Origin of the sequence: Telluribacter sp. (genome assembly GCF_035998675.1) — a bacterium.
Taxonomy (GTDB): Bacteria; Bacteroidota; Bacteroidia; order Cytophagales; family Spirosomataceae; genus Telluribacter.
In genome coordinates this window covers 118,658-132,327 of record NZ_DASYHI010000023.1, presented here as the reverse complement: position 1 = coordinate 132,327, position 13,670 = coordinate 118,658, and the positions used below count along the sequence as shown (strand labels likewise).

Sequence of the window (13,670 nt, the reverse complement as noted above, 5' to 3'; positions counted from 1 at the left end):
TCCCATGAAAGCCAACAAATTCATAATAGCACTCCTTGCTGGTGTCATGCTGTCCCAGGCGGGATGCAAGGAAGAAGAGTTTCTGAACGAGGTGCCGCTGGATTTTTACAGCCCCGAAAACTCCTTTATCACCGAAGGCAACTTCAATGCCGCCCTCACCGATCTATACGCCCGTGTCCGGGCCACTCAGAGTGTGGATCCCGGGGCAAACCAGTACTCCGAAGTGTTGGGTACGGATATTGCCTTTAACGCCCGGTTAGACCAGTCGCGGCTGGGTAACTATACCGTATCGCTTACCCCACAGGGCGATATTCCGCAACAGCACTGGATTCGGTGGTACAAGATTATCTCGAATGCCAACACCATCATTGCGCGGGTAGGTACGTCGCAGCTCACAGAGGCTCAGAAGAAACTCATTGGCGCGGAAGCCAAATTGTTTCGGGCCTATGCCTACTTCAAATTGGTTCATCTTTACGGAGGTGTTCCGCTGATTCTTAACGAGGTAAGTAGTCCGCAAAGTAACTTTACGCGGGCCACCAAGGAGCAGGTACTCCAGCAGATTGTTGCCGATGCCAGCGATGCGGCCGCTAATTTGCCCGCTATCAATGCCGTAAAAGACGGCAAACTGAGTAAGCCCGTGGCGAATCACGTACTGGCCGAAACCTACCTTTCCCTCAAAGACTACGACAAGGCCATTGCGGCCGCTACAGAAGTCATTGAAAATTCGAACCTGAAATTGATGACCGAACGTTTTGGCAGCCTTAGATCGCAACCCGGTGACGTGTTCTACGACCTGTTCCGGGTGGGCAACCAAAACCGCAAGTCCGGTAATATGGAGTCTATCTGGGTCATTCAGTACGAATTAGATGTTATCGGCGGGGTGTTGACTTCGTCGGGTAGCTCCATGAATAACCTCGAACGGGGGGTTGCGCCGGCGGTTTTCTCCCTTGTTGATCCCGGTGGCAAAGCCGCCATGCTCGACAATGCGTCGGCCTCGACACTCAACAGTGGCGGGCGCGGGGTATCATTCGTCCGTCCGTCCGATTACTGGACCTACGATATCTGGGGTCTGGACCCCAAGAAAGATAACCGCAAGTTGGATGCCTCCGTCACCGACATCCGCACCTCGCCATTCAACATCGTCCGCGATTTTGTCTACACCAATCCGGCCTCACCGAATTATGTGGGTAAAAGCCTGATTGACTTTCCGGCTCCCAACTGGATAGCTGCTTCCTGGCGTTGGTATCCGTTTCCGTCGAAAATTACTACGCCCGGTCAGCACCCGGCGGGTGTCGTGCAGGATGCCGCCAAACAGACTCTGAAAGCCAGTGCGGGAGCTACCTTCCGGGATATGTATATGATTCGGTTGCCCGAAACCATACTCCTGCGGGCAGAAGCTTACCTGATGAAAGGCAATACTGCTCAAGCCGCTGCCGACATCAATCTGATACGCAACCGGGCCAAAGCCAAACCTGTAACTCCCGCCGAAGTGACGCTCGACTACATCCTGGATGAAAGGGCCCGTGAACTCATTTTCGAAGAGGACCGCCGGGTAACCCTCTCGCGGATGGGTAAATTAGTGGAGCGCGTGAAGAAATACAACCCGCTCAACGCGCCCAATATTCAGGATTTTCACGCTCTCTTCCCGATTCCCTTCTCGGAAATCGAAGCGAACAAAGACGCTAAACTGGAGCAGAATCCGGGCTACTAAGTACTTAAGATTGTACATTGCTGTATTTAGTTTTGAACTAATTGAAAAACTACCTCCGGCCGGCGTTTAATAGCCCGGCCGGGGACAACCTCACCCAGCGGTATCCATGTTTTCCTTGAAGCGAAGCTTAGTACTTGTTGTCTGTATTTGCGTTTCCATTTCCGGAAGGGGACAATTTATTGATACCACGGCCGACCGGGTCAAAACGCCCCTTACTATTTCCTATAAAAAGCTAGGTACCTTAACCCCGCGCTCAAGCCAGGAAATCAAAGCGTCCCGGATTACCGTAGGCTGCGAAACCCTGGACCGTGACCATACGGTTTGGGCCAACTACAAAGCCTACCTGCCCCCACTGGGTGTCAAAAAAATAAGATTGCAGGCGGGCTGGGCCAAATGTGAAAAGGTAAAAGGCGTGTATGACTGGAAGTGGCTGGACGAGATCATTGACTACGCGGTGGCTCATAAGCTCGAACCCTGGCTGGAAACTTCGTACGGCAACCCCATTTACGAAGGAGGCGGAGGTACTAACCTGCTCAATAGTCTGATGACCTCTCCCGAAGCCTATGCCGCCTGGGACCGCTGGGTGGAAGCACTAGCCATACGCTACAAGGACCGGGTAAAGGAATGGGAAATCTGGAATGAACCCGACCATCCGGGCCAAAAAATAACCCCCGAAACAACGGCTGAATTGAATATTCGTACGGCAAGCATTATCAGGCGGATTCAGCCCGAAGCCAATATTGCCGGCCTGGCCTTTGCGTCCAACAGCGATACCGCCTATCTCAACCGGTTTCTGAAGGTTATCGCTGACCAGAAAAAGCTCGACTTGTTCAACTGGATATCCTACCACAGCTATACCATGCCTCCCGAGGCGGCCTATACTGAAAAAAGGGTACTTGGGTTAAGGAATGTACTTCAAAAGTATTCCAAGGAAATTCAGCTTCGCCAGGGTGAAAACGGGGCTCCCTCCACCTACATCCCAAGTTTTGCCCTGGACAAGTACTACTGGACCGAATACACCCAGGCCAAATACGACATGCGGCGGTTATTAGGTGACCTCGGACACGATATCGAGACCTCCGTTTTTACTATAATTGATATTTATTACAATTGGGGAGACAGGGCGGTGCTCAACACCAAAGGACTTATTCAGTCGGATATTACCATGGCGGCCATACGGCCCAAAGTAGCTTACTATGCCGTTCAGAACCTGGCGTCTGTTTTTGACAATACCCTTGAACTCGACCCCGATTCACGCCTGACCGCCGATACCGGGGAATCAGTATCCTTGTATGGGTACCAGAACAGGAGCAGTAAAAAGAACCTGATCAGCCTGTGGCTGGACGGCAAGAATCCCACCAACGATTTCAGGACTACGCCGGTGACGGTGAAGGCCGACAACATGAGTTTTACAGCTCCGGTTTACGTGGATCTGATGACGGGGCACATTTATGAGATACCCAAATCTGACTGGACCAAAACCGGAAATTCAATTCTCTTTAAAAATATTCCTCTGTACGATTCGCCGGTGCTTATCGTAGAAAAAGCCCTGGTGATAAAGCAGTAAGTACCTGGCTGTTTGTGCTTGTTTTTACCGGTGGCGATGGGAAGAGAAAAAGTGCACGCGGAATGCTACCTGAGCAAGCAGGAAACCGTAAAATCACCAGTTTGCCTTTTAAAGACTCTGAAGGAATAAAAGTCATTGCAGTACATCCATAGAAAGTACCCTTTTATGAAGTTTTTATCGCTTTTCTTTTTATTAACCCTGGGCTATACTCCTTTGGCGGTAGCCCAAAAAATAGACACGTCGGCCCATCGGGTAAAGACGGACCTTGCTATTCCATTCAAACGGATTGGTACCATCCAGCCCAGAAGTACGACCGACATCAAATCGTCCAACTGGATTATTGGCCTCGAAACGCTGGATCGGGACATGACCGACTACGAGCAGTATAAGCAGTACCTGGTGCCACTGGGAATCAAAAGGTTGCGGATGCAGGCTGGCTGGGCCAAGACCGAAAAAGTGAAGGGTCAGTACGACTGGGCCTGGCTCGACAAAATCATCAATGATGCTACCGACCGGGGCCTGGAGCCCTGGCTGGAAACCTCCTACGGTAACCCGATTTACCCCGGTGGTGGTGGAATCAATCTCAGCGCCGGCATCCCTACTTCTCCGCAGGCACTGGCAGCCTGGGACCGCTGGGTGGAAGCACTCGTTACCCGCTATAAGGGCAAGGTAAAGGATTGGGAGGTTTGGAATGAGCCAAATTTTGGTGACAACGAAATCAATAAGCCGGAAGAGGTAGCTGACCTGAATATCCGAACGGCTGAAATCATCAAAAGGATTCAGCCCCAGGCCCGGATTTCGGGCTTATCCATGGGCCACATTGACCTGAAGTGGGCAGATACTTTTTTCAAAAGGATTCATGAAAAAGGAAAGATGCACCTATTCGACAACATGACCTACCACGACTATGTCTACAATCCCGATTCCAACTACGACCGGGTAGCGGATTTGCGGCGGGTACTGGATAAGTACGCACCTGATGTAAAGCTGCGTCAGGGCGAGAACGGTTCGCCGTCGTTTAGTGGTGGCGGTCGCGGTGCCCTCGGCGACTACGACTGGACGGAATTATCACAGGCCAAGTGGAACACCCGCCGGATGCTGGGCGACTTGGGACACGACATTGAATCCAGCATTCTGGGTATTATTGACATGAACTATGCGGTTATGGGCGGCGGCCCCATCCAGCGACTTAACGTAAAAGGATTGATAGAATCGGATTCGACAAAAAGAGCCGTTCGTCCCAAGATTGTCTACTACGCCATGCAAAATGTGGCATCGGTATTTGATGACCAGTTGGTGCGGATCAAAGACCTTCAAGATACGCACAACCTCAACGCCAAAACAGGCCCAAACGAGGTGAAGTACAACAAAGGTACCGACCGGAGTCTGGCGGTTTATGGCTATGAACATAAGGAGACAAAGAAGCAGGTATTTACCCTGTGGGTGGACGAAAACATACCTACCAATTCCAACCAGACCCGGACGATCAATTTTAGCGTTGTGAATGGCAATTTTGACAAGCCAGTCTTTGTGGATGTTATTACGGGGGGCGTGTACGAAATTCCTGACAATCAAATAGTAAGGAAGGAAAATGCCATCACTTTCCGGAACCTTCCGGTCTACGATGCTCCGGTTTTGATTGCTGACCAATCCGTCCTAAAAATCAAAAAATTATGAAACAGTTTCTAATACTCCTCTTTCTCCTTTCCGGAGGGGCCATGCAGGCGCAGATGCAACCGGACTGGAAGCAAATCGGGAAGCTCAAAACCCGGGATGCCAAAGACATCAAATCAAGTACCTGGTCCATTGGTGGGGAAACCATGGACCGCGACTACACCGATTACCAGTCCTACAAGCACTACCTCGGCCCCCTGGGGGCCAAGCGTATCCGATTGCAGGGAGGCTGGGCCAAAACCGAAAAAGTGAAAGGTCAGTACGACTTTGCCTGGCTGGATGCCGTCATACCCGATGCCGCGGCGCGGGGCGTGGCCCCCTGGGTGGAGCTGTCGTACGGAAACCCTATTTACGAAGGAGGAGGAGAGGCCAAGCTGGCCGGGCATATACCTACCTCCCCCGAGGCCCTGGCGGCCTGGGACAATTGGGTGCGGGCCATGGTGACCCGCTACAAGGGCCAGGTACCCGAGTGGGAAATATGGAACGAGCCGGACCTCAATAAAGAACATACGGGGAAGGAAATTGGAGAGTTTTACCTGCGCACGGCCAAAATTGTCAAGCAGGTTCAGCCGGATGCCCGTCTCATCGCGCTGGGGATGGCGAGTGTGACCCGGCTTGACTTCATGCGGGATTTCCTGGATTTTCTGAAAGAAAATGACGGCTTGAAGTACATCGACATCTTGACATACCACGGCTACGCCCCCAATCCCGACACCTCCTATCCTCAGATAGAAAAAATGCGTGAGCTGGTGTGGAGCTACAACCGGGGCGCCGGCAGACCGGACATTATATTTATGCAGGGTGAAAATGGCGCTCCCTCAACGCCCAGCAACGTCACCATTGGCGCCCTCCGCCAGTACGACTGGTCTGAACTTACCCAGGCCAAGTGGGACCTGCGACGCATGCTGGGCGACCACGGCCGGGGCATTGCGACCAACCTCTTTACTATTAGCGATATACATTATGCCGCCGGTGACCACATGGTAGGGGTAAATACAAAAGGGATTCTGAAAACCAATCCGGATAAAACCATTGAACGACCCAAAACAGCGTATAAGGCGGCTCAGCACGTGTTTTCTCTGTTCGATAGTGAGATTCAACTCCTCCCGAAGGAAAAACCGGCAGTAGACCAGTCCACGGTTGCGGCCTTCCAGTACAAAAACACTACCAATGGAGGTACCCTGGTTACTCTGTGGAGCGGCGAGGCCCGTCCGGCCGATTCCTATGAGCCAAAGCCAACGACCGTGACGGTGAATAACGGAAAGTTTACCCGCCCCGTTCTCGTGGATTTCATTACCGGTACCATCTACGAAATCCCCAAAGCTAACTGGAAGAAAAAGGGTACTGCTTACGAGTTTACCGGCATTCCGGTGCCCGACTACCCGGTACTTATTGCCGACCACAGCGCTTTACAGTAACTACCGGTAATACACAAGATTTAACGACAGACGCCAGCTTATTATGACCTCACTCGTCACCCTCGATTACGTCGCCATTGGACTTTACATGGTATTGATGGCCGGTATTGGTATATTCTTCAAGTGGTACGTGAAGGACCTGAATGCCTACACCAAAGGGTCAGGGGCGCTGCCCTGGGTTGCGGCGGGCATCAGCAATTTCATGGCGCTGTTCAGTACCTTCGTCTTTGTTGCCTATGCCGGCATTGCCTTCGAGCACGGGCTGGTTTCGGTTACTGTTTTTATGGGTACAGTACCCGCCTGTGTAATTGCCGCCGCGGTATTTGCCAAAAAGTGGCGGAGGTCCAATGTCTCCACGCCCGTCGAGTACCTGGAAACGCGATTTAACGCTTCGTTGCGGCAGACCGTCGGCTGGGTAGGTATCCTGATGCGGATTCTGGACAATACCGTCCGGTTGTACGCCATCGGTATCTTTCTGACGGCCGTCACCCCGCTCTCCCTGCCCATGTCCATGATACTTTCCTCCGTCATTGTTATCGGCTTTACGCTTTACGGGGGGCTATGGGCGGTTTCTATCATGGGTACGGTACAGTTTATTATCCTGCTGTTTACCTCTATTATGCTCTTCTGGCTGTCGCTCAATCGGGTAGGAGGATTTTCGGCCATTGAAGCCCAGATTCCTGAGCACCTCAACTGGTTTAACGGCCCCAAGGGGCAGTTTTTCTGGCTGGCCATTTACTACCTCATGATTATCATCAAGTATAACGAGAACTGGACACTCATCCAGCGGTTCTATTCGGTGCGGGACGAAAAAGATGCGCAGAAGGTAGGCTACCTCACGGCGGCCCTGTTTTTGGTCACGCCCATCCTGTTCATGGTGCCGCCCATCGTAAGCCGCATGCTCATGCCCGAGCTGCCGGACAAAGAAATGGCCTACGTGGCTATATCCAGCCTGCTTTTACCCCCCGGGCTCATGGGCGTCATGATCGCCTCCATGTTCGCGGCTACGATGTCTTCTCTCAACTCGGAGTACAACGTGGTGGCCAGCGTATTGTCCAAAGACGTTTACCAGCGCCTGATTAACAAAAATGCGACCGACCAGCAGCTATTTATGATGGCCAAGGTGGCCTCCGTCCTGGTAGGGCTGTTGGTGTTGCTGGGCGCCTTGTTCATTGACGACTTTGGCGGAGCATTCGAAGCCAATAAGTTATTTACCGGTATACTAGCCATTCCGGTAGGAATACCGCTGGTATTGGGAATTGTCAACAAAAAAGCTACGCCAGGAGGGGCCATGCTGACCATCATCGTAGGGTCCATTACCGGAATCACCCTGAACGCCCTTCCCCAGTACTTCTCCTGGGAATTGGCCACTACCATAGAAGTTATAATTTGTCTGGTCATCTTTTGGGCTTCGGGTTTACAAAACAACGGAAATGCCGCCTACCGCGAGCGGGTACGGGCCCTTTTCCAGGTGCTGAACAGCCCGATTGTGGACAAACCCTCCGTCGACCGGAATTTTGAAAAAGCTCTTAAGTACCTGTACGCTATTTCGCTCCTGTTCTCCGCCGTACTTTTCATCGGTATGGGATTGCCCTACCTCGACCAACTCAGCGGCACGCTGTCCATTGCATCAGGTATTGTGTGTCTGCTCATTGGGGGAGTCATCTGGTGGGCCATGAGAAAGAATGAGCCGGAAGATTCTGTCCAACCACCCCACCATCCTAATCGAATGAACAAAATCAAAACACCCGCCGACTAAGTCGCGCCTGGCGGGACCCTGACTTACTCTAATCTTTAAACTGAATTCAATGAATTACATAGAAAACAAAGTAATATTTATCACCGGTGCATCGAGTGGTATTGGCAAAGCAGCCGCAAAAAGTCTCCTGGAACTTGGGGCGAAAGTATTTGATTTCAGCCGCAGCCGACAACTGGCTGATGAAGTAGACCACCCAAATCTGCGGTCTTTCCGGGGGGATGTGAGCGTGGAAGATGACGTGAGGAACGGTTTTATGGATTGTCTACAGGCGTTTGGTACCGTGGATATGCTTATTAATAATGCCGGTATCGGAATGGTATCGCTCGACCTGGCCACCACGGACCTTGATACCTACGAGCAAATGGTCAACGTGAATATGCGGGGGGTGTTTCTCAGCAACCGCGAAGCCCTAAAAGTCATGAAGCCCAGGAAACATGGCCATATCATAACAGTTATTTCCATGGCGGGTCAGCGGACCAATCCCAACGCTCCCCTGTACTGTGCCTCCAAGTTTGGTGCCCGTGGGCTTAGCAGTGGTCTGGCCGACCAGGCCATCAAGCTGGGTATTAAAGTGACCGACGTAAATCCGGGCCCAACCGACAGCGACTACTGGGGCGACCGGCAGGTACCCCGCGAGAAATTTCTGAAAGTGGAAGACGTAGCCAGGGTCATCGTATTTGTGCTCAACCAACCCGAAGAGGTAGTAATAAGAGAGATTAATTTTGATAACATGAAATTTTTAGCCTGACAATCCTATGAAATCAAACGGCAAACATAAAGCGCCTCCTTTTCCCATTCCCGTTTCGGAAATGCGTGAGCGGTACCTACGTCTTTACACGGGCGCAGTCAATGACGTGCTACGGTTCAACTATAAAATGCACGCCACCAGCCTGCCCTCGCACTTTGCTCCCCTGCGGGAGGAGATGAAAATGGCCGGTCAGGCTTTTACCGTCAAAGGCGCCCCCGACATAACCACCGACGGTGAGATGGAGCTACGGGCTCAGATGCTCGAAGACCTGACCAATAACTCAGTAGTGGTGTGGGACTGCACCGGCGACACGGTTACCTCCCAGTGGGGAGAAGTTATGACCATGGCGGCCATGCGGGCCGGTTGCCGGGGCGCTATTGTGAACGGAATCCGCGACACCCGGGCGATTCTGGACCAGCAATTCCCCGTTTTTTATAAGTACAAGTCTAACACGGGTATGTTGGGACGCTTTAAAATGTACTACTACCAGAAGCCCGTCCTGATGGGGGAGGTTATCGTGAATCCCGGTGACTGGATTTTCGGCGATATTGACGGCGTTATCGCCATTCCGCAGGACATTGCCTATGATGTACTAATCGCCGCCGAGGCCATTCTGGATAAGGAGTCCGGCATAAAAGACATGGTGGAAAGCGGCATGACCCCCACCGACGTGGTAAAAAACGGAGGTTACTTTTGATGGGTCGGGCGTTTCTTACGGATAGTGAACGGGAGGCCATTCAGCAGCGACTACAGACGCAGGACCGCCTGACCGCTCTCTTTTTTGATGCGCTGTACCAGCGGGTTTACCGAAGAGTCAAAAGAAAACAGCTACAGGAGGCCGAAGACACCACGGCCTGGTACTATCCGGCCGCCGAGTACCTGTCCGACGCTGCCATGCTGTACGCCTTACAGCCCGACGCTGACCTGGCCGAATGGATTCGGATCCAATCCCTGCAGATAGCGGGTGCCTCCCTGTACGACTGGGCTGGCCCCGCCTTCCGGAGCCACGCCGAGCCCCTGAGCGGCCACCTGGAAACGGCTCACCTATGCTGGGCCCTGTCGGCCGTTCTGGATCTGGCGCAACCTGTTTTTTCAGAAAATGAAGTAGCCGAAGTTAAAGGAGCCCTGCGGGAGAAAGGAATCACACTGTGTCAGCGTTGGCTGCAGACCAATTCTCACCTGGCCAACTGGCGCGGCATCCTGACCTCCGGACTTCTTGTTGCAGCGGTAGTGCTGGAAAAGGAGGCTACGGTAGATAGTACCCTGGCCGAATGGCAAACCTGCGCGCAGGCTTTTCAACCGGATGGCTCCTACGCCGAATCGTTGCAATACGGCAACTACCTGGCCTACGCCCTGATGCTTGCGTACGAGGCAGTAGTCCGAAAGTACCCTCAGAAAGCGGAGCAGTTGGAAGTAGCCGCCTACGCCCGGGGTACCCGGTGGATTGCCAGTAGCATGTTCTACGCCAAACCCGTGACGGGCTGGGGAGAAGAGCCCCGCGCCCGCGCCGCTAATTTTAACGACAGCGCGGCTCTTTTCCGCTCTTCGGGCGATCTGCTGCTACATATCGCCAGCCGCCATACCGATGCAACCGAGGCCGGACTGGCCCGATGGCTGTTTGCGACCTACTACGAGCCGGTACCCTACCAGGGGCCGCACGACTTGGCTACCTTTGGCATGGTCAATGACTGGGGATTCCTGACGCTTCCTCTTTTGGTACAGACCGCAAGGCCGGTTTCTCCGACGGAAGCCGGGCTACCTCTGGTCAGCCATTTTAGTAATGGGAACTTGTTTGTTCGGGATGACTGGGAAGGGAGTACCATCCTGGCTATCAATGGGGGCGGCGAGCCCCTGCACGGTCCGGGGCACCTGCACGGCGACCTGAACAGCTTTATTCTGGCTTATAACCAGGAGCGCCTACTGGTGGACCCGGGCCATAGCTGCTACCGGAACCTGATTCACGGGCTGGAAAGCTCTTCCCAAACGCACAATACCTGTACTTTCCTGATCGAAAATGATAGTCTGGGTTTGCAGGAAGACCTGGCCAAGGCCACGCTGCTGGAACAGAAAAGCGTGCTGGCCCGTCGGCTCATCCGGGAAAGCGGAATCAGCGCGCCCATTAACCGCGGAAACCACCGTCTGATCGCCCGGCGGGACGACTGTATATCGGTCGTGGGAGCGGAGGTAAGTGCCGTTTACGGGGCTCCTCTCACCGAGTTTACCAGAATTTGGATTATGGCGGGTAGTCATATTGTGTTCGTGGTAGATTCCATCAGGTCGCAAAAGCCCGTCACGACGGTTTGGAACTGGCTGGTCAATAACCGGGACGGAAATACCCGTGTAGAGTCAAAGGATAATTCCTTAACCATAAAACGAAACCGAGCAGGTTTACGGCTTTTCCATCTCGGAACGAGTACCCTGAGCCATCCGGTGTACGGCTACGTGCACGACGCCTACCACGTAGAACCCAACCAACGGGGAGAAGGAAAGCCCGGCAGTGGCCTGGTGTACCGCTTTACCGAAAAAGAAAGTCATACCCACCGTACCGTTGTCCACGCCCTGGCCCTGGATGATAGTGCCACTATTGGTGGCTGGAAATTAGAATCAGCAGGAAATAGCCACACCCTGACCAACGGGAAGCATACCTGGACGCTGCATTTGCAGGATGGAATGGCAAATAACATGTTGATGGTATCGGGGCACGGACGGCGCTGGGACGTCATACAGGAGCAGGGAACTTATTCTCTGCAACGGGTACTTAATCCTGAGTCCTGAATACTACTTGAAAAATGGAAAACAAAGAAAAACTCAATTTTACGGGCGTAGACCATCCGGCGGTAGCCGCCGACGATGTGGAGGTACTTTGCAACTGGTACTGCGATATGCTGGGCTATGAGAAATGGTTTCATCACCCTACGGGCAGCCCTCAGGGCAAACCAGTCTGGATGCTGAAAGCTCCCGACGGTACCTTGCTGGAAGTGATGCCCAAAGACGGTACGGTACGTCAGCAACGCACCACCTGGACTCCGGGCTGGTCGCATATCGCTTTCCGGGTGAGTAATCTGGAAGAGGCCATCCAGATTCTGGATCGAAAAGGGATTCGGTGGACCGGCGAGATCATCAACGCCATCGGCGGCGGAAAAGTCCGCAACGCTTTGGACGGCGAAGGTAACATGATACAGATTCTGGAAAGGGGCGGAACTCCCTGATAGTTCGTGACCTGCCGGTCATTTAGCTTACTTATTCGATCAGACTTGATAATTATTTTCAATGGAAAAGTTTAAAATTAAAGGAATAGACCACCCGGCGGTGGCTGCCGAAAATGGAGAGAAACTGGCCAACTGGTACTGTGATGTGCTAGGCTATGAACTCCTGTTCGTAGACCCCCGACCTATCTGGTTACTTAAAGCTCAGGATGGAACAATTCTGGAAATCTTACCAATTGATGAAACGCAAAGGCCTTTTCGTACCAACCTGACACCAAGCTGGTCGCACCTCGCCTTCAAGGTAGACGATATTGAAGCGGCCATTACACACTTGGATGCTCACCAGATTAAATGGTCCAGTGTACTTTCTCCCGCTACAGGAGGCGGAAGGGTCCGGACGTTCTTTGATCCGGAAAATAATGTATTACAACTTGTCGAAAGACCACGGTGATCTGGTGCTTTACTTGAACAATTCTATTTAGAAACTTTCAATCTGCTTACTATGAAAGCCCTATATTATACAGGAAATAAAAAGTTTGAAGTCCAGGAAGCCGACACCGTACCTTTGCAACCGGGCGAAGTCCGGCTGAAAGTAGCCTACTGTGGAGTATGCGGTACCGACGTACATATCTACCACGGCAACATGGACCAGCGGGTCCGGATTCCGCAGGTGATCGGCCACGAAGTATCCGCCGAAATCGCCGAACTGGGGGCGGGTGTAACGGGCTGGCAGATTGGCGACCGGGTGGCAGTGCGCCCCCTGCAACCAGGTGCCGAACATGCGTCCGACTACGGACAGAATCACATTGGCAAAAACCTGAAATTTATTGGAATCGATACCTCCGGCGGCATGCAGCAATACTGGAACGTTCCGGCGCACACCCTGCACCGCCTGCCCGAATCGCTTTCCCTGGAAATTGGCGCGCTCATTGAGCCTTTAGCCGTGGCTTGCCATGATGTCCGTCTGGGCGAATTACAGGCTGGTGAAAGCGTGGTCGTCATTGGTGGCGGGCCCATAGGTATGCTCATTGCCCTGGTGGCTAAGCACAAAGGGGCGCGGGTGTTGGTCTCAGAAGTAAACTCCAGCCGCATTGCCCTAGCCGAAACGCTTGGTCTGACGGCGGTGAATCCACTGGAAAAGGATTTGACAGAAGCCGTGGAAGAATTCACCCAGGGAGCGATGGCTGACCTGGTCTTTGAAGTATCGGGAGTACAGGCGGGCGTAACGGCCATGACCCAACTACCCCGCGCCCGGGGCCGCATCGTGATGGTAGCTATTCACGCGCAGCCCAAATCCGTGGACCTGTTTCGCTTCTTCTGGCGGGAAATCAAACTGATCGGGGCGCGGGTGTACGAGCCGCAGGATTTTGAGGAAGCTATTGCGCTGGCTGCCAGTGATGAGCTACCTCTGGATGCCCTCATTACCGAAGTGTCTCCTTTGGAAAAAGCCCAGGAAGTATTCAAAACCATTGACAGCAATCCTGCCGGCATGAAGTACCTGCTGGCATGCCAGTAACTCCTATTTTTAGGTACCTTAGAGTAAGGAAATACCCGAAGTATGTATATAAAAGGTGCTTCCGTACGTAA

General features: G+C 52.8%; 11 protein-coding genes. All 11 read left to right on the top strand.

Translation table 11 applies throughout. From position 1 onward, the window contains the following. Positions 1-4 precede the first annotated feature (4 nt). The 11 genes from VGN67_RS21425 to VGN67_RS21375 all read left to right on the top strand — a co-directional run bounded on the left by VGN67_RS21425 (position 5) and on the right by VGN67_RS21375 (position 13,599). Complete coding sequence (locus VGN67_RS21425; protein ID WP_327488975.1) at positions 5-1,711, top strand: RagB/SusD family nutrient uptake outer membrane protein; 1,707 nt, start codon at positions 5-7, stop codon at positions 1,709-1,711. Between the two features lie 106 nt (positions 1,712-1,817). Then, positions 1,818-3,278 (top strand): GH39 family glycosyl hydrolase, encoded by a 1,461-nt coding sequence (locus VGN67_RS21420; protein WP_327488973.1) that lies wholly within the window; start codon positions 1,818-1,820, stop codon positions 3,276-3,278. Between the two features lie 165 nt (positions 3,279-3,443). Next, on the top strand, positions 3,444-4,955 hold the full coding sequence (locus VGN67_RS21415; RefSeq protein WP_327488971.1) for a GH39 family glycosyl hydrolase: 1,512 nt from the start codon (positions 3,444-3,446) through the stop codon (positions 4,953-4,955). Beyond that, positions 4,952-6,370, top strand: coding sequence for a GH39 family glycosyl hydrolase (locus VGN67_RS21410; RefSeq protein ID WP_327488969.1), 1,419 nt, complete (start codon positions 4,952-4,954; stop codon positions 6,368-6,370). The genes VGN67_RS21415 and VGN67_RS21410 overlap by 4 nt, the downstream gene beginning before the upstream one ends. 43 nt (positions 6,371-6,413) lie before the next feature. Next, positions 6,414-8,129, top strand: a complete 1,716-nt coding sequence (locus tag VGN67_RS21405; RefSeq protein WP_327488967.1) for a sodium:solute symporter family transporter — start codon at positions 6,414-6,416, stop codon at positions 8,127-8,129. A 49-nt stretch (positions 8,130-8,178) separates the two neighbouring features. Next, on the top strand, positions 8,179-8,877 hold the full coding sequence (locus VGN67_RS21400) for an SDR family oxidoreductase (RefSeq protein WP_327488965.1): 699 nt from the start codon (positions 8,179-8,181) through the stop codon (positions 8,875-8,877). A 7-nt stretch (positions 8,878-8,884) separates the two neighbouring features. Next, positions 8,885-9,574: an RraA family protein gene (locus VGN67_RS21395; RefSeq protein ID WP_327488964.1), complete on the top strand. Its 690-nt coding sequence runs from the start codon at positions 8,885-8,887 to the stop codon at positions 9,572-9,574. Next, positions 9,574-11,652 (top strand): heparinase II/III domain-containing protein, encoded by a 2,079-nt coding sequence (locus VGN67_RS21390; RefSeq protein ID WP_327488962.1) that lies wholly within the window; start codon positions 9,574-9,576, stop codon positions 11,650-11,652. The genes VGN67_RS21395 and VGN67_RS21390 overlap by 1 nt, the downstream gene beginning before the upstream one ends. Positions 11,653-11,666: 14 nt before the next feature. Then, positions 11,667-12,086: a VOC family protein gene (locus tag VGN67_RS21385; RefSeq protein ID WP_327488960.1), complete on the top strand. Its 420-nt coding sequence runs from the start codon at positions 11,667-11,669 to the stop codon at positions 12,084-12,086. Between the two features lie 61 nt (positions 12,087-12,147). After that, positions 12,148-12,534: a VOC family protein gene (locus VGN67_RS21380; protein WP_327488958.1), complete on the top strand. Its 387-nt coding sequence runs from the start codon at positions 12,148-12,150 to the stop codon at positions 12,532-12,534. A 51-nt stretch (positions 12,535-12,585) separates the two neighbouring features. Further along, positions 12,586-13,599, top strand: a complete 1,014-nt coding sequence (locus VGN67_RS21375) for a zinc-dependent alcohol dehydrogenase (RefSeq protein WP_327488956.1) — start codon at positions 12,586-12,588, stop codon at positions 13,597-13,599. Positions 13,600-13,670 lie beyond the last annotated feature (71 nt).